Annotated in this window: 19 protein-coding genes, 1 tRNA gene and 1 pseudogene; 13 read left to right on the top strand and 8 right to left on the bottom strand. The window is 60.6% G+C overall.

Annotation, left to right across the window (positions count from 1 at the left end):
- Positions 1–106 precede the first annotated feature (106 nt).
- Positions 107–1135, bottom strand: coding sequence for a zinc-dependent alcohol dehydrogenase (locus tag GBB18_RS07085; RefSeq protein ID WP_151549639.1), 1029 nt, complete (start codon positions 1133–1135; stop codon positions 107–109).
- 517 nt (positions 1136–1652) lie between these two features.
- On the opposite strand from GBB18_RS07085, the gene GBB18_RS10865 reads away from it, so the two are divergent.
- The 5 genes and pseudogenes from GBB18_RS10865 to GBB18_RS07060 all read left to right on the top strand — a co-directional run bounded on the left by GBB18_RS10865 (position 1653) and on the right by GBB18_RS07060 (position 6685).
- The gene (locus GBB18_RS10865; RefSeq protein ID WP_192796416.1) at positions 1653–1790 is read left to right on the top strand and encodes a hypothetical protein; all 138 of its coding nucleotides are present in this window, start codon (positions 1653–1655) and stop codon (positions 1788–1790) included.
- A 317-nt stretch (positions 1791–2107) separates the two neighbouring features.
- A pseudogene (locus tag GBB18_RS07070) lies at positions 2108–2320 on the top strand (transposase); the annotation flags it as partial.
- A gap of 190 nt (positions 2321–2510) precedes the next feature.
- Positions 2511–2639: a hypothetical protein gene (locus GBB18_RS10830; protein WP_255444693.1), complete on the top strand. Its 129-nt coding sequence runs from the start codon at positions 2511–2513 to the stop codon at positions 2637–2639.
- 120 nt (positions 2640–2759) lie between these two features.
- Entirely contained in the window at positions 2760–3746 is a 987-nt protein-coding gene (locus tag GBB18_RS07065) for a bile acid:sodium symporter family protein (protein WP_151641209.1), read from the top strand.
- Positions 3747–4066: 320 nt separating this feature from the next.
- Positions 4067–6685: an AMP-binding protein gene (locus GBB18_RS07060; protein ID WP_151641208.1), complete on the top strand. Its 2619-nt coding sequence runs from the start codon at positions 4067–4069 to the stop codon at positions 6683–6685.
- Positions 6686–6721: 36 nt separating this feature from the next.
- Here GBB18_RS07060 and GBB18_RS07055 read toward each other — a convergent pair whose 3' ends face one another.
- The 3 genes from GBB18_RS07055 to GBB18_RS07045 all read right to left on the bottom strand — a co-directional run bounded on the left by GBB18_RS07055 (position 6722) and on the right by GBB18_RS07045 (position 10129).
- Complete coding sequence (locus tag GBB18_RS07055) at positions 6722–7390, bottom strand: ABC transporter ATP-binding protein (protein ID WP_151641207.1); 669 nt, start codon at positions 7388–7390, stop codon at positions 6722–6724.
- Entirely contained in the window at positions 7383–8930 is a 1548-nt protein-coding gene (locus GBB18_RS07050; protein ID WP_225990260.1) for an iron ABC transporter permease, read from the bottom strand. Before GBB18_RS07050 ends, GBB18_RS07055 begins: the two co-directional genes overlap by 8 nt.
- A gap of 161 nt (positions 8931–9091) precedes the next feature.
- On the bottom strand, positions 9092–10129 hold the full coding sequence (locus GBB18_RS07045; RefSeq protein ID WP_151641205.1) for an extracellular solute-binding protein: 1038 nt from the start codon (positions 10127–10129) through the stop codon (positions 9092–9094).
- Positions 10130–10638: 509 nt separating this feature from the next.
- Between GBB18_RS07045 and GBB18_RS07040 the strand changes: the two genes are divergently transcribed.
- Positions 10639–11178: a hypothetical protein gene (locus GBB18_RS07040; protein ID WP_151641204.1), complete on the top strand. Its 540-nt coding sequence runs from the start codon at positions 10639–10641 to the stop codon at positions 11176–11178.
- A gap of 938 nt (positions 11179–12116) precedes the next feature.
- On the opposite strand, the gene GBB18_RS07030 is transcribed toward GBB18_RS07040, so the two are convergent.
- A tRNA-Gly gene (locus GBB18_RS07030) sits at positions 12117–12190 on the bottom strand.
- A 187-nt stretch (positions 12191–12377) separates the two neighbouring features.
- Between GBB18_RS07030 and dcd the strand changes: the two genes are divergently transcribed.
- The 6 genes from dcd to GBB18_RS07000 all read left to right on the top strand — a co-directional run bounded on the left by dcd (position 12378) and on the right by GBB18_RS07000 (position 18013).
- Positions 12378–12941, top strand: a complete 564-nt coding sequence (gene dcd / locus GBB18_RS07025) for a dCTP deaminase (protein ID WP_151549631.1) — start codon at positions 12378–12380, stop codon at positions 12939–12941.
- Positions 12942–12980: 39 nt separating this feature from the next.
- Entirely contained in the window at positions 12981–13799 is an 819-nt protein-coding gene (locus tag GBB18_RS07020; protein ID WP_151641203.1) for an ATP-binding cassette domain-containing protein, read from the top strand.
- Entirely contained in the window at positions 13800–14459 is a 660-nt protein-coding gene (locus GBB18_RS07015; RefSeq protein WP_151641202.1) for an ABC transporter permease, read from the top strand.
- Positions 14459–15136 carry an ABC transporter permease gene (locus tag GBB18_RS07010; protein ID WP_151549628.1) on the top strand — a complete coding sequence of 226 codons (678 nt, stop codon included), beginning with the start codon at positions 14459–14461 and terminating at the stop codon, positions 15134–15136. Before GBB18_RS07015 ends, GBB18_RS07010 begins: the two co-directional genes overlap by 1 nt.
- A gap of 448 nt (positions 15137–15584) precedes the next feature.
- Positions 15585–16523 (top strand): ABC transporter substrate-binding protein, encoded by a 939-nt coding sequence (locus GBB18_RS07005; protein WP_151549627.1) that lies wholly within the window; start codon positions 15585–15587, stop codon positions 16521–16523.
- A gap of 152 nt (positions 16524–16675) precedes the next feature.
- Positions 16676–18013: a UDP-glucose/GDP-mannose dehydrogenase family protein gene (locus GBB18_RS07000; protein WP_192795961.1), complete on the top strand. Its 1338-nt coding sequence runs from the start codon at positions 16676–16678 to the stop codon at positions 18011–18013.
- Between the two features lie 7 nt (positions 18014–18020).
- Here GBB18_RS07000 and GBB18_RS06995 read toward each other — a convergent pair whose 3' ends face one another.
- The 3 genes from GBB18_RS06995 to GBB18_RS06985 form a co-directional block, all read right to left on the bottom strand.
- Positions 18021–19328, bottom strand: coding sequence for a YibE/F family protein (locus tag GBB18_RS06995; RefSeq protein WP_225990259.1), 1308 nt, complete (start codon positions 19326–19328; stop codon positions 18021–18023).
- 245 nt (positions 19329–19573) lie between these two features.
- Positions 19574–20842 (bottom strand): pyridoxal phosphate-dependent aminotransferase, encoded by a 1269-nt coding sequence (locus GBB18_RS06990; protein WP_151641200.1) that lies wholly within the window; start codon positions 20840–20842, stop codon positions 19574–19576.
- A 104-nt stretch (positions 20843–20946) separates the two neighbouring features.
- The gene (locus GBB18_RS06985; RefSeq protein WP_151549624.1) at positions 20947–21531 is read right to left on the bottom strand and encodes an alpha/beta hydrolase; all 585 of its coding nucleotides are present in this window, start codon (positions 21529–21531) and stop codon (positions 20947–20949) included.
- Between the two features lie 202 nt (positions 21532–21733).
- On the opposite strand from GBB18_RS06985, the gene GBB18_RS06980 reads away from it, so the two are divergent.
- Positions 21734–21961 carry a hypothetical protein gene (locus GBB18_RS06980; RefSeq protein ID WP_151641199.1) on the top strand — a complete coding sequence of 76 codons (228 nt, stop codon included), beginning with the start codon at positions 21734–21736 and terminating at the stop codon, positions 21959–21961.
- Positions 21962–22148 lie beyond the last annotated feature (187 nt).

The following is a 22148-nucleotide window of genomic DNA, read 5'->3' as shown; positions in this document are numbered from 1 at the left end:
GGAATGGTGGTGGTCTGGGGCTACATGGAGGAGGTGGGCGTCGATGCGCATCTCTGTGCGCTTGTCGACGCCCACCTCCTAGTCGATCGGTGTGCGGCGTGAGTTGCTAGTAGCGAATGGCCATGCGGCCATCGACGCCGCCGTGGCGCAGCTTCTCAAAGACATCATTGACGTCCTCGAGGGCGCACTCGCTCACGGTCGGGTGAATGTAGCCGCGGGCGTAGAAGTCGAGTGCTTCCGCGAGGTCTTGGCGGGTGCCCACGAGGGAGCCGCGGATGGTCAGGCCCTTGAACACGATGTCGAAGATCGGGGCGGGGAAGTCTCCCGGGGGCAGGCCGTTGAAGACGATGGTGCCGCCCTTGCGCGCCATGTGAATGGCTTGGCCGAAGGCCGCCTCATGTACGGCGGTGACGAGCACGCCGTGCGCGCCGCCCTTGGTGTAGTCCAGTACGGCCTCGCCGGGGTCTGTCTCGCGGGCATTGACGGTGAACTCGGCGCCGTGCTTTGTCGCTAGCTCCAGCTTGTCCTCTGCGATATCGACAGCAATCACGCGCATGCCCATCGCGACCGCGTACTGGACGGCGATATGGCCGAGACCACCCACGCCGGAGATCACCACGAACTGGCCGGGGCGGGTTTCTGTTTCCTTTAGGCCCTTGTACACCGTGACGCCGGCGCAGAGTACGGGTGCAACCTCGAGGAGGTCGGCGCCCTCGGGGATGCGGGCGCAGTAGCGGGTGTCGACCAACATGTACTGGCCGAAGGAGCCGTCGACAGTGTAGCCGCCGTATTCGGCATTGGGGCAGTAGGTTTCGCGGCCGGTGCGGCAGAACTCACAGGTGCCGCAGGCGGACCATAGCCACACATTGCCCACCATGGATCCGACCTCGATATCGGCGTGGTCGCCTTCGCCGAGAGCGACCACTTCGCCCACGCCCTCGTGGCCGGGAACGAAGGGCAGGCCGGGCTTGACTGGCCAGTCGCCTTCTACGGCATGAAGATCTGTGTGGCAAATGCCGGAGGTGTGTAGCTTTACCAGTGCCTGATTGCGGCCTGGGCTGGGTAGATCGATCTCGCTGATGGTGAGGTTGGGGCCAAACTCGGTGGCTACTGCGGCGGTGAATGTATCGGACATGTCAACCACTCCTTGGGGGTAGGGTTCGCGTGGTCGAGGGGCATTGGTGCTGGCCTCGGCGGGGACGCGGCGGGGTGTGAGGTCCACCAAACCACCGGGGGCAGTGTGTCTGCCATAACTGTGAATGACTATTGCTTGATTCTCAGGAACGCTTGACTGTGCCAATTTTCATTAAGGGGTCCTTGCTGAACATGGCTACGTTAGCAAAGTCTGCGAAGGGTGCCCTTAGCTATGCTTCTCAGGTTGGCCACCCCCGTGTGGTACCCCCGTGTGGCGGGAGGGGCAGGGGCGGCCGGTCGCATTCGTGGCCGGGGCGTCTCGCGGACGGCGGCGCATCCGCCACGGCGAGAGGGGTGAGCGAAACTGGCTGCCTAGGTGGCAAGAGGTGCAGAGGCGGGAAGAAAGCCGCACGACGCTGGAAAACAGATTCGCAAGGCGAATATGCGCAGGCAGAGCGTAAGAAGCTCCAAGCGGCACACGCACTCCGACAGAGTAATGGAAAGGTGCTCGTGGACGGGTGTTAGCGACGGCGATGGACATCTTGACGCAGGCAGGAAAGGCTCCGTCAGGGCGAACCGTGGGTCAGGAAGTAGGTATCACCCGTCAGCAGGCTGATTGTCATCTGAAGGCTCTGCGCGACGCCGGGTTTATCTAGTTGAAAAGTGGAACATGTCGTAAGCAATATACGGTTCCCCTGTCGCTAGGCAGTTAGCTAGATCTTCTTTGGCAAAAATCATGACAGCGAGATGCCGCCGATGTGAGACCGCTAGACCATGGCCAAGCGCGTGCGTGGGGATGTCATCGGTTGCGTCTTTTAGTGTGGTGTATCTTTATATCGGCGTCGGTGCTTATGAATGCACGAAGCGACCACTGCTGTGCCTTTCGAGGCCGTAACCGCACTTCCTCGACAGGGGCACCGCGAGGGTCGCTGGCCTCTATTCTGTCGACCCGACCACTTACCTCGGACAGCTATTGGCTCAAGCCTCGCCGGACCTGATGTGTGTGATGCTACAGAAGTTCATCAACCCGATCCTGTCGGCCCAGGCTGACCAGATCTGCGGCGCCAATTACGCTATCGTCGGCGACGCGCGTATCAATCAGTGCAATGGATACTGCCACCGCAACCTCGACACCCGTTTTGGCACCGTGGACATCGCCGTTCCCATACTGAACACTGGATCGTTTTCCTAGCTAGCTACTGGAACGACGCGCCCAGGCAACCCCTATCTCGGCCGGACGCATCACGTGGCCCTGATGGAAGCGGTAGCGCAGCGGAATGCGAGCACCGAACTGACCGTGGTGATGGTGCTGCATAACATCAATCTCGCGGCCCGCTACTGCCACCGCATGATTGCTATGCATGAGGGGAGGCATCGTGGCCACGGGAACCCCTTCCGAGGTGCTTACCTCTGAGCGCATGGGCGAGCTCTACGGGGCGCGGGTAGATATCCACCATGTCGATGGTTCCCCGGTGGTGGTATCGACAGCCGGCGCGAGGGACTGAGACGGGTGGAGGGATTGAGTGCACCTGATCGACCTGCCCTGAGCAGGAAGCATGCTCGGAGCGTCAACTATCTCTGAGGTAATCCCGCATAGTAGAAGCTGCATCTCTTATAGTGAGAACATGCGTGGACAGAATAAGGGTGCAGATCAGTATGGAGTAGGGGCGCAAGCGATAGCCGCAGAGGAGCGCTCTGCGGCTATCGCGGTGTGGGCATTTCCTGCCTTTATCTTGGCAGGGGCGGTGTTTGCCTTTCTCTTTCCCGATCCGGTCGCACCGATTGCTGCTTATATCACCCCAGCCCTGATCTTCATTATGTTCTGCATGGGGCTTACTCTCACCGTCCCAGACTTAAAAGAAGTGGTACGTCGACCGTGGCCGATCGTGATCGGGGTGGTTGCACAATTCGTGATCATGCCCCTCATTGCGGTGGCTGTCGCTAGGCTCTTGGGGTTGAATCCGGCGTTGTCGGTGGGACTGTTGATGCTGGGTTCGGTGCCCGGCGGCACTGCCTCAAATGTGGTCGCCTACCTAGCAAAGGGAGATGTGGCCTTGTCTGTGGCGATGACATCGGTGTCTACTCTGCTTTCTCCGCTCGTCACGCCCATCATTATGTTGACTCTGGCTGATGCTGAAACACCCGTGGACGGCCCCAGTATTGCCTGGATGCTCGCCCAAACTGTGCTATTTCCCGTTATCGGCGGGCTGCTCATCCGTTTCTTCCTCACTAGCTTCGTTGATCGCATCCTGCCGGCGCTGCCATGGCTCTCGATTCTCGGCATCGGTGTGGTGGTGTTCCCCTCGGTGGCGAAGGCGTCCGAGAAGCTTGTGGATGTGGGTGTGATTGTGTTTGTGGCCGTTGTGCTGCACAACCTACTGGGTTATGTTCTCGGCTACCTTTCGGCACGGGCAATGAAGATGCCGGAGGCAGCGTGTCGCACCACCGCCATCGAAGTCGCTACGCAATCCGCGGGCTTGGCCTCGGGCATGTCGGCGAAGTTCTTTTCGCCGGAGGCTGCAATTCCCGGCGCGATCGCCGCAGTATGGCACAACGTTGCGGGCGCGCTTTTTGCCTTTGTGGCCCGCAAATACACGGCCACGCGGAGATAAAGCAGCTGTCCTCGGGCGTCGCTGTCGGCCACGACGCCAGTGCTCAAGGGAGGCGTCTACAAGCATGGGCGGGCGCTCGGGCGGGAACACATGCATAAAAATGTGCTGGGGTGGACGCCTGTGACATGCTGAGACGTTCGTAAACGGCGGGGGCTGTTGGGTGTAGATGTGTAACCTCCTCCACACTTTTATGTAGGGACGCCTAACCTAGTTTATTTTAGGGTTGACTGAGAACTAGCTGGGTGCCTCTCTTATGCTCCAGCGCGTCGCCCTGTGCTGACCTGGGTGGGGTAGGCAGGGGCACGGTGGAAGGAGATTATGTGTCCCTCGCACGCACTGCGCCGCTGCTGGAAGGAGTTGTTGGATCGTACCGCTCCACCGATATTGCCTTGCGCACGAGTTCCGGTGATCTCACCTACCGCGAGCTCGAGGATGCGACACAGCGGCGCGCGGAGGAATTCCTGCAGCGCTATGAGCCCGGCACTCTGCTGCACCTCTCTTTCCGTCCTACCTGTGAAGCTGTGGTGGCCTATCTCGCGGCGCTTGCGGCGAAGATGCCGATTCTGCTTACTGCAGACACGGCTGGAGCTTGTGCCGATGCTGATGACGACCCCTATGCGGAGATTCTGCGCACCTATTGTCCCGCAGCCAGCATCGATCCCGCCACGGGCCAGCTAGTGCCGCAGCAGCAACAGGATGGCGAGCCCCTACACTCCGATATCGCGGTGCTCTTGTCTACCTCGGGTTCCACGGGAGCGAAAAAGCTCGTGAAATTGAGCTTGGAGAACCTGCGGGCGAATGCTCACGCCATTGTGCAGGGGCTGGGACTTCATGCTGAGGACCGCGCTATCACGTTGCTGCCACTGCACTATTCCTTCGGGCTGTCTGTACTGAATTCTCACCTTGCCTGCGGGGCGAGTATTGCTGTGGAGGAGTGCTCGGTGGCGGATCCTGGCTTCGGTGAAATGCTGCGGCGCTATGGGGTGAGCAATGTGGGCGTCGTGCCGCACATGCTGCAGGTGCTGCGTACCGCCGATGGCGGCCACTGCTTGACGGATCTTCGTCTGGTGTACCAGGCCGGTGGAAAGTTGGATAAAGCTGATGTGCAGTGGTGGCACAGCTTTTTGGCTGAGCACGATACAGACTTCCGAGTGATGTATGGCCAAACCGAGGCCACCGCCCGCATGAGTATCATGCCGCAGGAGCTCATGGCTGACTATCCAGAGGCGGCCGGCGCGCCGTTGGTCGGGCATTCCATGCGGATCAGTGAGTCCGGAGAACTCATCTTTAGTGGCCCATCGGTGATGCTCGGCTACGCCGAGAACCTTGCTGATCTACACACCGGCCGCACTATTGAGGAGCTCCACACCGGTGATTTGGGTGAGCTGGTGCAGGTGGATTCGCCCACAACGGATGAGATCTTGCGCATTACGGGGCGATCCTCTGACTTTGTGAAACTCGCGGGCCTGCGCATTTCCTGCGAGCACGTGCGCGGTTGGCTCGCCGAAGCGGGCCTCACCGCCTGTGTGACCGGCGATGATACCGCCCTGCGCGTGGCGGTCGATGAACAAACCTCGCACGCGCAACCCGATGCTGAGGAGATCAAAAGAGAGCTCTGCTCCCGCACTGGGCTGAGTCCGATCTTCGTGCGCGTGGTGGTCCTGCCCACCTTCCCTCTGATCGATAATGGCAAACTTGACCGCCGCCGCTGCACGGAGCTGGCCGATGCCGCCGCATGCCCTCACCAGGACACTGGAACACAGCCCACTATGAGCGCAGGTGCGCTCAGCGTCGCGGGTGTGGAGTCGGTGATCGAGAACATCGCCCAGGCCCTCGGTACCGTGCCGAGTGCGGTGCGCCGCGATCTCTCTTTCGTTGACAACGGCGGCAGTTCCATGAGCTTTGTGCCAGTGGCCATGGCTTTCGCTCACGCCGGGGTGGAGTTGCCCACCGGCTGGCACCACATTCCCCTCGCAGAGCTACTTGACGATGCAGATTCTCAGCACAGCCCAGCAGCGTCCGTAGTTGCGCGCCGTAGTGCCGAGCGCGCGGAGCCGTCCTCGCTCATCTGGCTTGATTCCTCGCTGGTACTGCGCGCCATCTGTGCTGTGACCATCGTGCTGGGCCACGCCACCACCTTTACCTTCATGATGGGCGGTGCCCACTCCCTCTTGGTGATCGCCGGTGTGGCCTTGGGTACCTTTGGCCTTACTGTGCTGAGCGCCGTATCGCGACTGCGTGCCACGGCCCGCTCTCTCCTAGCGGTGGTACTGCCGACAGTGCTGTTGGTGCTAGTGGGCATGGCCACCACTGACAGATATGGTCTGAGTAACCTGCTCTTTATCCACTGGTGGCGCCCCAGTGAGGGCGCAAGTGGATCCCTGTGGTTTATCGAGTCCTATGTACTGGGCTTGATTCTGATCATGGGACTGCTGTCCATTCCAACGGTGTATCGCCGCTATCGCCACGAGCCTTTCGTGACAGCTTGTGTGCTCACTGGCGTATTTCTCATTTTGCGTTTCGCCGTCGGGGCGTGGGATATCGTGCAGACCCGTTTTGAGCCGCCGGGAGCGATGTGGTTCATTGCTGCCGGCATCATGATCTCGCAGGCGCGCAGCCGCCGGCAGAAGCTCCTCGCGGCGACCATTCTCGTGGCCGGCTCGGTCACGCTTTTCGAGCACGTCACCCAGTGGGTGTATGTGATGGTGGTGAGCGCGATTCTGCTCTCCGAGGTGCGCCTGCCGGTACCATGCGCGATCGTGCGCCCAGTGGGGCTGATCGCCTCGGCGTCGCTGTATATCTATCTGATCCAGTTCGACATTCTGGCTCAGCCCTTGAGCGAGTTCATCACGGTGCCGCTCTGCTTCCTCGCGGGCATTGTGCTGTGGAAGGCGTCGACAAGCGTGGTGGCGTGGCTCGCGCAGCGGTGGATAGTCTAAGGTCACTGCGCCGCTTATCGACGCGTCCCTCGAGGCTTAGCTCCCCACGGGCGTCATGCGCACCGTGTGCTGGGCGAGACGGGCGGAGTCTTGCTCGTCGTGGGTGACCAACACGCTGGTGACGCTGCACTGTTCGATGATGGCGGCTACCTCATCGCGCACCTGGCCGCGGAGGGCGGTGTCGAGATTAGAGAAGGGCTCATCCAATAGCAGCACCCGCGGCGAGGGGGCGAGGGCACGCGCCAGCGCCACGCGCTGCTGCTGCCCACCAGAAAGCTCGTGCGGGTAGCGCTTGTCGTAGCCCTCAAGCCCGACCGCGGCGAGCATGGCCTGCACTCGGTCCTTGGCGTCTGCGCGGTTCATCTTGCGCAGACCGAAGGCGATATTGGCGCGCACCGTGAGGTGCGGAAAGAGCGCATAGTCTTGGAATACCAAGCCAATGGCGCGCTTTTCTGGGGGCACAAATACCCCCGGGCCTGCCAGCAGGGTCTCATCCATATACACCGATCCCGAGCTGGGCTGCTCGAGGCCCGCGATCAGGCGCAGCGCCGTTGTTTTGGCGCAGCCACTAGGCCCTAAGAGCGCGGTGCATTCCCCAGCGGGGGCTTCGAGATTGAAATTATCCAACTGCCGAGTCTCAGACCCGGGATAGCTGAAGCACACATCGCGCAGTGTGATCGTGGGGCATGAGGAAGTATTAGTCATGGGTAGACCCTTCAAGCTGTGCGGCAGAAGCGGGGCTGTCTTTTTCGCTGGGTGCTGTTGTGGTTTTTTGTCGCCACAACAACAGCAGCAGCGGCAAGGCGGCGATGAGAACAATCATGAGCGAGGCCAGAGAGCTCTCCGGGATCTTCTCATCATTGGCATACTCAAAGACGCGCGTGGCGAGGGTAGAGAAGTTGAAGGGGCGCAGGATCAGCACGATCGCCAGCTCCTTCACCATGTCAATGAACGCCAAGAGGAAAGCTCCCACTAGGGCGGTGGAGATCATGGGCATGTCCACGCGGAAGAATGCTCGCGTCGGGCCGGTGCCCAGCATGCGGGCGGATTCGTGGAAGCGCACGCCGGTGCGCTCGAAACCGGATTCCACCGATTGCATACTTACCGCCAGGTAGCGGATCACATAGGCCACAATCACGATCGTCGGTGAGAGCATGAGTTGCAGCGGTGAGTGAGCGTCGATCCACAGTGCCACCGACAAGATCGCCAAGGCGATCACCGTGGAGGGCACCGAGTATCCCATCACCGTGATGCGGGCCAAAAAGCGCGAGACCCGCGAGGGCCACAGGCGCTGGTTATTAGCCACAATGATCGCGAAGACAGTGGTTAGCGCCGCGCCGATGCCGGCAACCCACACGGTGGTGATCGCATCCTCGAGCAGCCCCTCGGTGCGGATATTGGGCAGCGAGAGAATGGCCCAATAGGTCATCTGTGCCACGGGGATGATCAGGGCAAACGCTAATGTTCCCCAGCCCAGTAGCATGGCCAGCCACTTGCTGGGGCCCTGCAGGGTGCGGCGAGTAATGGGCGTGACTCGGCCCGAGGAATAGGCCGCGGAGCGGGAGCCGCGCATCATTTTCTCGCCGACGCTGATTATCGTGACTACCAGCAATAGAATGCCCGCGAGTTTCAGCGCCGAATTCACGTCCTGAAAACCCAGCCAGCTCTTAAAGATGGCGGTGGTAAAGACATTCAGCCCGAAGTACTGCGAGAGGCCATAGTCCGAGAGCACCTCAAAGGCCACGAGCGTGGCGCCCGCGATCACGGCATTGCGTGTCAACGGCAGAATGATCTGAAAATAGGTGCGAATGGGGCCCGCCCCCAGCATGCGGCTGGCTTCGATGAGTCCCCCGGCTTGCCGATCCAAAAAGGCTCGCACCACCAGATACACATAGGGGTAGAGGAAGAGCGAAAACATCACGATGGCGCCGGGCACATTTTGAATGTCCATCAGCGACGGCGGGATGGTGATGCCCAGTCTTTCGCGGGCAAATACCTGAATGGTTCCTGTGTAGCTGGTCATGGACACATAGGTGTAACCACCGATATAGGGCGGGATTGCCAGCGGCACCACGAGGGCGATGCTGAGGAACCTCCGGCCGGGGAACTCAGTGGCAGTGATAAACCACGCGAGCGCGGACGCCAGTGAGCAGGTAATCAGCAGCACGCCGATGACCACGACGGTGGTTTCCTTGATGTAGCCCAGAAGCAGCGTGCTCTGAATATGCCGCCAGGTGTCGGACACAGGGGAAAGAAGGCCTGACAAAATGCCAAGAAGCGGTAGTAGCATAAGTGCTACTACCGTGAGGCTCAGCATGAGCCAGGGTGCCTGCCCGCGGGCAGGCACGAATCGTTTGGCCGTCACTTACTCCGGCTTTCTATCTACAAGAGTGGAGAGGCGGAACGCTACTTCCAACCAACCTCATCGAAGATGCGGGTAGCGATGGGCCGTTCCTTACCGAAGGTGGCGAAGTCGAGATCCTGCGGGCTGAATTCGCCCCAGGATGCCTGGATCTCAGGAAGCTTGGCCTCCGGGTTCAGCGGGAATTCGCCGTTCTCCTCAGCGATCAGTTCTTGGATCTCTGGGCTGGCCAGGAACTCGAGGAAGGTCTTGGCGTTGTCCGCGTGCTTCGCACCATCGATGACCGAGGCGTAGCTAATGTTCAGGTGAGTGTTCTCGGGGAAAGCAAGCCCGATCTTCTCCGCCACCTTCCGCTCTTCGGGATCGGAGGAACGGTTCATCAGTGCCCAGTAGTAAGAGTTCATGATGGCGACGTCGCCCTCGCCTGCAACCACTGCCTTGGCCTGGTCGCGGTCATTGCCCTTGGGGTCGCGAGCGAAGTTATCCACCACGCCCTGAGCCCACTCCTTGGCCTCATCCTCGCCGTTCAGGGCGACGAAGGAGGACAGCAGAGCCTGGTTATAGGAGGAGCTGGACGAGCGGGAGAGTACCTTGCCCTTGAACTTCGGGTCGGTAATTGACTCGTAGGTGGTGAGCTCTTCCGGATCCACGGTCTCCTTGTTGTAGGCGATCACGCGGGCACGGGAAACAATGCCCATCCAGTTGTCGCCGCGGAAGTTCTCGGGGATCGACTTCTCGATCTTGGGGGTCATGGAGTCACCGAGAACACCTTCCTCGTTGAGCGGGAAGAGAGACTCGGCACCCACGGTGAGGAACACGTCAGCCGCAGGATTGGACTTCTCACGCTTGACGCGCTCGATCAGCTCGTCAGCTTTGCCCTCAACAACGTTGATTTCGATGCCGGTGTCTTTTTCGAAGCGATCGTAGATCTCCTTGTCCACGTCATAGTGGCGGGAGGAGTAGACATTCACAACATCGGGAGAGTCCTTATCGAACTCTTCGGGGGCGTCACCTCCGCTGGAGCAGCTGGCCAGCGAGAGGCCCACCGCAGCGGCGACGATGGTGGCGGTTAAACGGCGCATATGGTCGTTCCTTAGGGTTGTGCGCTTAGCGTGTCCATGTGACGATTGCGGCCACATTGATAGGCCTGCGCGCGGCGTACAAAATGTGGGATATATAAGAGTCCCACATGGGCGTCTTAGATAATAGCAAAGGCTTGCCATATTCCCTGCAAGAGGAACTGTTAGCCTAAGCATATAGGTCTGTAGCGCGAGAAATGCTGCGTCTGCCAGAAATATTTGTGCTGGTGGCGAGGTTAGGCATGCATATGTGTGTTTTTTGCCACTGAGTGCCGTGTGTGGCGCTCAGGGTGCTCCGAAGTGCTGCCATACGGGGGTAGATGAGGGCGAGAAAAACAATAGGGACATGTCCCCAATGCGGGTAAGTGTATGTGCGGAATGTGCCATCTGGGGTGACGTGTCGCGCTGCGTTATTCCTGGCTCTGTGTCGAGTAGTTGCTTTCACGATGCACGTGGGAAATGATGACGCCGTATGTGGGGCATATGCCGGCTCGGGACTTTAAGCTGAGATCATGCTGAGCATTTCTCCTGTCTGGAAAACCATCCTTGGCGGCGGTAGCGCGCTCATACTTATGGCCGGCTGCTCCGCCTTGCCGTCCTCCTCTGAAGACTCGACTGTCTCCGAGTCTGGGGCCGAGTCTGCGGCCGAGTCTGTCACCGTCACGGAAACTATCACCGAAACGAGTGCTCGTAGCCGCAGCTCTGCCGCACCGGCCAGCACTAGTGTGCAGCAGGAGCAGCAGGCGCAGCAGGAGGCGGAAGGCGAACCCACTATCTCTCTTGCCCAGAGGTGTGACATGGACAAGCTACGCGCAGACGTGGACTGGGTAGGGGGTCTGAGCGTGCTGTATTGCGATGAGAGTTTTGCCCGTTATGGGAGGCCGAACACGGGGTCTGTGCACATTGCCCACTGGAGCGGGGACTCGTGGCACACGATCAACCCAGATGGCAAGGATGACAATGACTTCAGCTGCTATAGCCGTGCACATCTGGAGGATCTGGGCTTAACAGCGGACCAAATTCAGCATGCGTACCTGTGCGAGGGGACATAAATTACGTACAGAGAAGATGAGGTGTGAGCCGCCGGCACGCCGCCGCGGCTTCGCCGCCCGTGTGCCTATGGCAAGGAATAGTTCCCCCGGCCATCCGGCGCTATCGCACCTACGGTAGGCAACTAGAGCACTGATAAGAACTCCAAGAAAAATCGATAGCGGAGACATGCTGAGGAAAAGAAGGGGCTGTATTCTCCGCGAAGAACCCGATGGTCATGTAGGCATATCCCGCACAGTGCATGAGCTACACCGGTGTAGTCCATTGGTGGTGTACTCCCACGATGGTTGATTATTAAGTCCGACTTCCTCCGGTGGCATAGTGCGAATGTCCAAGCTGCGTGCTGGAAATTCAGTCGTCACACTAATTTCTTCGATCCGACCTACTGCGGTGCATTGTTTCGGTGGGTTCGGGCGAATACCCTCTACGATTGCCACCTCGAGAGAATCCTGAGATTCCTTCACTGCGCTTCGAAGTCCAAAACATTTCGGATCGCCGGTGGTGACAGTGAAAGTCACCTCATTGGCCCCGGTGACCTCATATTTCGTCCAGTCGACGATCTTTTCAGAGTGCATAGGAGCATCGTTATTCGCACAGCCGCACACCATAGCAATGGCACCGAGGAGGATGATCAGCCGTCCTCTCAGTTATCTCAATGAGGGCCATGTCATCGTTTCCTGCATCATCGTTCCTCACCCATGTGTGGAGTAATCTGCGCCGGAGGCGTGGTGATACATCTAGGCTACATTGTCACCACGATAGGCCAGCTAGGTAACAATGCCGTGCACATTCGGTGTATCTGTATGCGCCCAGCGGGCCAACACGCCGATATAGCGGGTGCCGTACCAGCGCTAGGGAACCGGCCGCAACAAGCAAAAAACACCCCTTCCGATACGCCGTCCGGCCAAACCAGGCGGGGTATCACAATGGGGTGTTTATGTGGAGCCGATGACGGGAATCGAACCCGCGTATTCAGCTTGGGAAGCTGATGTTCTACCATTGAACTACATCGGCAGTGCTGCTCGGCGGGGTGTGGCGTAGTGCGAATACCGGCCGCATATAGACCGCGCATCTGCCTTCCCATACCTGAGTTGCAAGCTCACAGTGTAGCACCACGTTTTATGGTTCCACCAACTGCCGTGGTCGGAGCGGGCCGCTATTTTTCTGACTTCTGTGCCGCGTACCCGCTACACTTGCGAACGTGCTTCTTTCTGACCATGACATTCGCGCCGCCATCGATTCACAGGCATTGGGGATTACCCCCTATGACGAGACGCTTGTTCAGCCCTCGTCCATTGACGTGCGCATGGATCGTTTCTTCCGTGTCTTCAATAACTCGAGGTACACGCATATCGACCCAAAGCTGCAGCAGGATGAGCTGACGAGTTTGGTCGAGGTCGAGGAGGATGAGCCCTTCGTGCTGCACCCCGGCGAGTTTGTGCTGGGTGCCACGCTGGAGCGTTTCCGGCTACCGAGCGATCTCGCAGGGCGGCTCGAAGGAAAATCCTCCTTAGGCCGCTTGGGTCTGCTCACCCACTCCACCGCCGGCTTTATCGACCCCGGTTTTGATGGGCACATCACCCTCGAGTTGTCCAATGTGGCCAATCTGCCGATCATGCTGTGGCCGGGAATGAAAGTGGGACAGTTAGCGTTATTTAAGATGACCTCGCCCGCCGATGTGCCCTATGGTTCGAGTGCGCTCGGCTCTAAATACCAGGGGCAACGCGGGCCAACGCCGTCGAAGGCATACTTAAACTTCCGCTAGGCCGCGCCCACACGGCGCGTGCGCTAGCACGAGGACTCTATGATCACGTTCGAGAACGTCACTAAAACCTACCCAGCCCGTGAGGGGGATAACACCGCCCCCGCGGTCAGTAACTTCTCGCTATCGATCCCGAGCGACAAAACCACCGTTTTTGTGGGTTCCTCCGGTTCTGGAAAAACGACCTTGTTGCGCATGATTAATCGCATGGTCACGCCCACCAGCGGTCGGGTGCTTATCGACGGCAACTCGGTGGCAGATCATGACCCCGTCGAGCTGCGACGCTCCATCGGTTATGTCATGCAGGCTTCGGGTCTGCTCCCCCACCGAACGATTGCGGATAATATCGCCACGGTGCCGCGCCTCGAGGGGGCGTCGAAAAGCGAAGGGCGAGAACTCGCTGGGCCGCTATTGACGCTGCTCGGCTTGGACACAGGATTGCTCGACCGCTACCCGAGTGAGCTCTCGGGCGGACAAGCGCAGCGTGTGGGTGTTGCGCGGGCGCTGGCCCACGACCCCGCTATCTTGCTCATGGATGAGCCCTTTGGTGCTGTGGATCCGCTGGTGCGGCGGGAGCTGCAAGACCAGTTGCTTGATCTACAGCAACGCTTGCATAAGACGATTGTGCTGGTCACCCACGATATGCAGGAGGCTATTGCGCTGGGAGATCAGGTGGTAGTGCTGCGTACCTCTGCGGAGATCGCGCAGGTAGGCACCCCCACAGAGATCGTGCGTGAGCCCGCTGATGAGTTTGTGAAAAACTTCCTAGGCATGCATACCAACACGGTGCACATTGAGCAGCGTGATGGGCAGCAGATCGTGGTAGATCACCTCGGCCGGGTCCAAGGGATCGTGGGATAGATGAGTCTGTCATGGATAGTGGATAATGTGGGCTATATCGCGGGCCTCGCAGGCCAGCATGCAATGTTGGCGCTGCCGGCGATTGTGGCCAGTTTTGTGTTGGCGTTGCCTTTTGGCTTTTGGCAGCGGTCCTATCCAGCCGCGCGGGAGCTTCTCATCGGTGCCGTGGGGTTGCTCTATGCGGTGCCAAGTTTGGCGCTCTTTATCGTGATGCCGTTGATCTTGGGAACTTCGGTGCTATCGCCAGTGAACGTGGTGGTGGCGATGATTCTCTATGGGCTGGCCCTGCAGATTCGTAGTACTACAGATGCTTTCGCCTCGGTGCCCGAGGCGCCGGTTCAGGCTGCAGAAGCCATGGGGTATAGCCGGTGGCAGCGCCTGCTGCAGGTGGAATTTCCCTTGGCATTGCCGGTGCTGATAGCTGGGCTGCGGGTGGTGTCTGCCTCCACGATTTCGCTGATTTCGGTAGGCGCGCTCATCGGTGTGCAGTCTCTCGGTACCTTGTTTACCAATGGGTTCCAGCGGGCCTTTCCCACCGAGATTCTGGCAGGGGTCATCGGCACCGTGGTGCTGGCCGTGGTTTTTGATCTCATCATCGTGGCTATCGGTCGGATGAGCACACCATGGGTGCGTACCTCCCAGCAAGGGGGTGTGGGCTAATGAACCCTGTAGCAGATGCTTTTGCACAGATCACCAGCGCTCAGTATTGGTCTGGATCCTCCGGTTTTGGCGTGCGGGTGCTGGAGCATATGGAACTCACCCTGCTCACCATGGTGTTCGCGCTCGCGATTGGGTTGCCCGTGGGTATCTGGTTGGGAGTACGCGCCCACCGTACCGGCCGGAGTGGTACCAGCATCGTCGCCGCTCTGGGGGCGTTGCGCGCGCTGCCGACTCTGGGACTTGTCACATGGCTGACGTTGATTATTCCCCTCGGTATCTCTATGCCCACGATTCCCGCGGTGATCGTGCTGGTGATTCTCGCGGTACCGCCGGTAGTTGCGGGGGCCTACTCCGGTATCGCAGCCATCGAACACAGTGTGGTGGATGCGGCTGTAGCCATGGGGCATTCCCCTTGGCAGGCGCTACGGGCCGTGCATCTGCCGCTGGCGCTGCCCACAATCATCGGAGGAATACGTTCCGCCACCGTTCAGGTTCTCGCCACCGCAACGGTAGCGGCCTATATCGGATTGGGCGGGCTCGGCCGTCCGCTTATCGACGGCTTGGCCCTGCGGGATTATCCGCAGATGCTCGCAGGAGCCATTCTGGTGATTGCACTGGCATGGATAGTGGACATGCTTCTTGCTGTGGTTCAACGCACTGCCCGTCCGCGCACCTAGGTTGTCACCTCGGTACGTCGCTACCTTTAGACGGCGAGGTTTGGCAGGGCGCCCTTGCTCGCGCGCGTAGCCGTAGTGGCTTCGTGGCGAGTCTGCGCCGTTCAAAAGTAATTTTTCTAACAATAAAACTCAGCGGCTGTTAAACTAAGCGGTTGTGCTGCAGTGTGGCGAGCGCATGAATATTTCGTTCACCGTCTATCAGCGGCGGGCGTGGCTTCCATTTCTCGGTCACCGATATCCCCGTGGGTAGAGATCCATTTTATGTGCGCGCAGCCGGTGGACGCAGGGTATCGCAACGTGACCGTAGGTGCGACTGTGTCGCGCGTGTAACCCTCATGTGCAGGGATCATCACTCAGGTGAACTTAGTACTGTGGAAGTAGTTAGCCCTCCACAAGAGAATTATTAAAGAAGGTAGAGCAGATGAACTTCAATACACGTTTTGCGAGCATGACTGCTGTCGTGAGCGCGACCGCCCTTGTACTAACCGGCTGCGGAGCCGGCAATGATCCCCTCGATGGACAGGACTCGGACCGCGAGAAGAACTCGGACCGAGACCGCGGCACCATCGTTATCGGCACAGCGAACTTTCCGGAGTCGGAGCTTATTGGACAGCTCTGGGCGGAGGCGCTGCGTACGCAGAGCATCGATGTCGAGGTGAAATCCGGCATCGGCTCCCGCGAGGTCTACATCAAGGCAATCGAGGAAGGATCCATCGACCTGGTGCCCGAGTACTCCGGAAACCTAGCGATGTACTTGGCTGGCGATGAGGACGCTGTGACCGTGGGCATGTCCAGCGAGGACGTGCTCGACGCGTTGAAGGAGGTAACTCCCAAGAATCTCGCTGTGGGCGAGGCCGCCGAGGCGCAGTCGAAGGATTCCTATCGCGTCACCCCCGAGGTGGCACAGGAATATGACTTGAAGAGCCTCGAGGATCTCCGCTCCGTCCCGGAGATTATTGTTGCGGGCAACCCGGAGCTCGCCGAGCGTCCTTATGGCCCGAAGGGGCTTGCCGAGATTTATGGCGTGGAAGAATCCTCCATGGAATTCAAGGCCATCTCCGATGGTGGTGGCCCGCTGACGGTGAAGGCGTTGAGCGATGGGGCGGCCACGATCGCCGATATCTATACCACCTCCCCCGTTCTTAATAGCGAGGGCGAGGAGATCGATTTGGTGATGCTTGATGACCCCAAGGGTATGATCCTGCCGCAGAATATTGTGCCGCTGATGGCCAAGGGACGGCTGGGGCGCGAGGCGCGAGAGACCATTGCGTGGGTCAACCGCACGCTCACGACGGACAAACTCACTGAGCTGAATAAGCGCAATGTGGGCCCCGATAAGGAGGATCCCGCGAAGATCGCACGTGAGTACACTCAGGAAGTGTTCTAGATACACACCATGCCTGCCTGAGACCCTGCCCCGCCACATGGGGTAGGGTCTTTGTGCTGTGACATGGGGGAATACGCTTGTAAGCAAGCATTCATGCGCGGGCTAGCGCCCTGTCAGCGGTGGTTTACCCACCTGAGCTAGGAATAACACTCATGAACATCTCAGTACTGGGCACCGGGTATCTCGGGGCAACGCACGCGGCATGCATGGCAGAGCTTGGCTTTTCCGTGGTGGGCGTGGACATTGATGAAGACAAGATCGCGGCACTATCGGCGGGGCGAGCTCCCTTTTATGAGCCGGGGCTAGGGGCTATCCTGCGCCGCGCCATCGACAATGACCGGCTCCGCTTTTCCACAGACATGAGCGCGGCGGCCCAGGCGAACGTTCATTTCATCGCAGTAGGCACCCCACAGGCCAAAGGCTCCTTTGCCGCCGATACCTCGGCAGTGGAGGGGGTGCTGCGTGAGCTGGTGCCGCATCTCGAGGGCGATCATGTGGTGATCGGGAAATCAACCGTGCCAGTGGGCACCGCGGCGCGCCTGCAAAAAATGGCGGATGATCTCGCCGGGGACCGCGCCCGCGTGGAGGTGTGCTGGAATCCGGAGTTTTTGCGGGAAGGCTATGCGGTGCACGACACCATCACCCCGGATCGCATCGTGCTCGGCATGGCGCGCCCTGATTCCTCGGCTCGCGCCGCGGTGGAAGAAATATATGCCCAGGCCCTCGAAGCGGGCACCCCGTTGATTGTTACGGATCTGGCGACGGCGGAATTGGTGAAGGTGGCGGCGAATGCCTTCCTTGCCACCAAGATTTCCTTTATCAACGCTGTCTCTGAAGTGTGTGAGGTTGCGGGTGCGGACATCACCGACGTGGCCGATGCGCTTGGTTACGATAACCGCATTGGCCGGCGTTTTTTGAACGCCGGTTTGGGATTCGGCGGCGGCTGCCTACCGAAGGATATTCGCGCTTTCATGGCCCGCGCCGGCGAACTCGGCGCCAATGAGGCGCTCACCTTTTTGCGCGAGGTCGATGCCATCAACATGCGCCGCCGCGATCACCTAGTGCAGGTAGTCAAGTGGGCATGTGGCGGATCGCTGATCGGGCAGAATATCGCTGTGCTCGGCTGTGCCTTTAAACCCCACAGCGATGATGTGCGCGATTCCCCTTCCCTCGCCGTGGCGGGTGCGTTGTCGCTGGGCGGGGCGGAAGTGAGTGTCTATGACCCGCAGGCCATGGATAATGCCCGCGCGATTTTTCCCACGTTGCACTATTCCACCGATGCGCGCGAGGCGCTGGCAGGCGCCGATTGCGTGGTGGTGGCGACTGAGTGGCCGGAGTTTATGGAGCTCGATCCGCGGGAGGCGGCAGCCATGGTGCGCACCCCACGGCTAGTCGATGGCCGCAATGTGATGGATCGGCAGGCGTGGGCGGCGGCAGGGTGGAGCGTGCATGCGCTGGGGCGCCCCAGCTTGGAGCCGGGATCGGTATAAAGAGGCGCTAGGCGCTCGCGGCCTCCTCGGCGATAGCGTCCTGGTAGCCTCGGCTCTGCTCATCCTCGCGGTGCGGCCCCACTGTCAAGGCCGCAATGCCGGTGGTGATCGGCACCGCCAGGCAGAGGGCGAGGGCACCCACGGCAGAGCGCATGAGCTCGGTGGACATAATGTCCGAGGTGAGAGTGTTGCTCAGCGGGCGATCCGCCACAGAGAGCAACAGCAGCAGCGGCAGCGCCGCGCCGGTATAGGACAGCACCAGGGTGTAGACCATCGAGGCGATGTGGTCGCGCCCCACCCGCATGGCGGAGGTGAATACCTGCCACGGAGTGTTGCGCGGGTTGAGCTCATAGAGCTCGTTCACCGTGGAGGCTTGGGCAATGGTCACGTCATTGAGCACGCCCAATGCGCCGATGATGAAGCCGCACAACATCAACCCCGGAACCGTCACATCGGGCAGGTAGAGCTGAATCAGCAGATTGTCCTCATCGCCTAGGCCGCGAATACCGGTGGTACTAATCGCATAGCGGCCCAACAGCGCTGCTATGAGCAACGCCGTGAGGGTGCCACCCAAGGCGGCCGAGGATTTCCAGTTCAAACCGTGTACTAGGTAGATCACGATGAACAACACGAGCGAGCCGGTGACCACCGATAGCCACAGCGGATCACCGCCGCGCAGCAAGCTGGGCAGCAAGAACACGGCGATACCGGCCAAGGTCACGCCCAGACCCACCAGCGCCCGCATGCCGCGCCAGCCGCCGATAATCACAAAGCCGAGGGCGGTGAGAAGCGTCCAGAGGAGGATCGGGGTCCCGCGTTGAAAATCCGAGAACGCATACTGGGTGCCACCGGTGGGGGTGTTGTTAACCAGCATGCGAATCTGGTCGCCCACTTTAAGCTCCGGATCGCCAGGCAGATTATTGGTGATGAGTAATGTGCGCATCCCAGCGTCATCGCCGGAGGTGAGATCCACGATCGAGTGGGTACAGGTGTGGTTCGGTTCGACGGGGCGGGCGGAATCACGACTCGGCGCCCCAGGCGCCGCGGGGCCATTGGGTGCGGGTGGTGGCGCCGCGGGGGCGGCGGGAGCGGCCGCCGGGGCAGTTTCAAACACCTGCCCTGAGCCGGGCGAATCACACGCCCCCTCTTGGACCACGGCGACGGTGCCATCGACCTGCTTGTGTGCGAGCGGGACGGAGAGGCTGAACCCTTCAGCGATGCTCGGCTTCTCAGCGGAGGGCCAGAGCAGCACGGTGCCGATCACTGTCAATAGTGCAGTCAGCGCCAAAGCCCCAGCGAGGATCTTCTGTGCCATGCTGAACCGCGCCGTGCTACCGGCGCTGCTGGCTGATCGCTTGGATTCCGAGTGCCGCGAGTGTCTGCCCATAGTTGAAAAGACTACCTTCCTGCCGTGCAGGAAATAACCCCGCACCAGTGCAGCGCGGCGTGGGCGGGGCCGCCCCGGTGAACAATCACCGACAGCAGCAACCCCGCCCATCCCGCGCGCGGCGGAGTGGACGGGGCGAGAGGCGACGCCGCGATAGGCGGCCGCCGCGGACGTTATTGCTTATAGCTGGCGAGGAAGTTACCGAGGCGGTCGATCGCTTCCTCCAGCTCGCTGGGCCAGGGGAGAGTGACCACGCGGAAGTGATCGGGCTCCGGCCAGTTAAAGCCGGTGCCCTGCACCATCAGGATCTTCTCCTTGCGCAGCAGATCCAGCATCAACTTGGTGTCATCGTGAATGTCGTAGACATTGCGATCGATCTTCGGGAACGCGTACAGCGCACCCATGGGCTTGACCACGGAGATACCGGGGATCTCGTTGAGCTTCTCATAGGCCACATTGCGCTGGCGCAGCAGCCGGCCGCCCTCCGCGGTGAGGGAGTAGATGGACTGCCGTCCGCCCAACGCCACCTGGATGGCGTGCTGGGCAGGCACATTCGGGCACAGGCGTGTTCCCGCCAGCAGGTCGAGGCCCTCGATGAAGCCCTCGGCGTGATCCTTCGGGCCGGTCAGCACCATCCAGCCGGCGCGATAGCCGGCCACGCGATAGGCCTTGGACAGGCCATTGTAGGTGATGCACAGCAGATCAGGGCACAAGGAGGCAATGGAGATGTGCTGGGCGTCCTCATAGAGAATGCGATCGTAGATCTCGTCGGCCAGCACCAGCAGCTGGTGCTCGCGGGCGATGTTGGCGATCTTATTCAGCACCTCACGGGAGTACACCGCACCCGTGGGGTTATTCGGGTTGATCACCACGATCGCTTTGGTCTTCTCCGTGATCTTGGACTCGATATCCTCGATCGACGGCTGCCACTCGTTTTCCTCATCGCACAGATAGTGCACCGGGGTGCCGCCGGCGAGGGAGGTGGCGGCCGTCCACAGGGGATAATCCGGGGAGGGGATGAGCACCTCATCGCCATCATTCAAAAGCGCCTGGGTGGTCATGGTGATCAGCTCGGAAACACCATTGCCCAAGTAGACATCGTCGACATCGAACTCGGGGAAACCGTGGATCATCTCATAGCGCGTCACGATCGCGCGGCGCGCCGGGATCACTCCCTTGGAGGTGGAATAGCCTTGGGCACTCGGCAGTGCGGCAATCATGTCGCGCATGATCACGTCCGGGGCTTCGAAACCGAACACAGCGGGGTTGCCGGTGTTCAGCTTCAGGATGCGGTGACCATCCATCTCGAGGCGCTCGGCCTCCGCCGCCACCGGACCGCGAATCTCATATAGGACGTCTTTGAGTTTCTCGGACTGGTCGAACTCGCGGCGTTTCACGTCGGGGCGACGCTCGTCGCGGGGCTGATGGGTGTCATTGCTCATTGTTCCATCATGCCACTGGCCTCCGGCGCAGGAAAGTGCTGCGGGGAATCTGTGGGGCAGAATCGCCGATGGTCACGGAGGGTGGCGTCGATAAGCGCTAGGGGTTAGGAACGGAACACGGCGTCGCGGATCTCGGGCACCTGAACCACGTTCTCACTATCACGGAAATGGCCGGCACCTGCGACGATGGTGGGTTCCACGCCGAGATGGGCGGCCACCTCATCGCTGGCTGCGGCGGGCACGAGGGAGTCATTATCGGAGCGAATCACCGCGATAGAGGCGACCCGGTCACGAATTTTCTCCCACTCCACCTCCTCGCAGAAGGCACGGATCTCCGCAGGTGTGCCTTCATAGGGGCGGGCAAAGGGGGCAATAAGCACCAACGTCCCCAGCGACCACTCAGAGGTGTCGCGCGTGAGATAGCGCAGCGCCGTGATCCCGCCGAGGGAATGCGTCACCAGCCCCATCGAGGTATCGAGTTCCGGCAGCTGCCGGTCGAGCACATCCTGCCACTGGCTCGGCACGGGCGCATCGGGGGAGGGAAAAGCCACCGCATCCAGCACGGCGCCGCGCATGATCCCCTCCAGCTTCAGCCACTGAAACAAACGCTTCTGCGGCGAACTATGGAAACCGTGGAGGGCGTAGACAGAGCGGATAGGGGCTACCGGCTGGGCAGTTTCGAGCGACATAGCAACGACTGTACCCAGCCGCCTCGGCTATGTCTCCGTGCCGTCCTCGGAGTCGTCGCGCTGTGCGCTTGTCGACGCATCCCGGCCCGTCACCGGTTGTGGCACGGCGGGTGTGGGGGCGGCAGGCGCGGGCACCGCAGGCTGCGGGACAGCTGGTTGCGGAGTTGCTGGCTTCGGGGTTGCAGGCTTGGGTGTTGCGGCTTTGGGCACTGCAGCCTTCGGCGTGGCCGGCGTGGGCACCGCCGCTTGGGGCGTTGCCGCCTTGGGAGTTGCGGCCTTCGGTGTTGCAGGAGTCGGCGCCGCAGGTTTCGGAACTGCGGGCGCTGGCGCTGCTGCTTTCGGCGTCGCCGGTTGGGGTACTGCGGGTTGCGGAGTAGCTGCCTTGGGTGCTGCCGCTTGGGGTGTAGCTGCCCTGGGCACAGCAGGTTGAGGAGTTGCGGCCTTCGGTGTTGCAGGAGTCGGCGCCACAGGTTTCGGAACTGCGGGTGTTGGCGCTGCTGCTTGTGGCGTCGCCGGTTGGGGCACCGCCGGCTGGGGAGCCGCGGCCTTGGGTGCTGCTGCCTTCGGCGTTGCAGCCGCCGGGGCTGCGGGTCGGGGCGCTGCTGGGGCTGCTGGGG

Source organism: Corynebacterium sp. 11A, assembly GCF_008930935.1.
Taxonomy (GTDB): domain Bacteria; phylum Actinomycetota; class Actinomycetes; order Mycobacteriales; family Mycobacteriaceae; genus Corynebacterium; species Corynebacterium megadyptis.
Note: the sequence above shows the minus strand (reverse complement) of the source record. Positions and strands in the feature narration are given on the sequence as shown.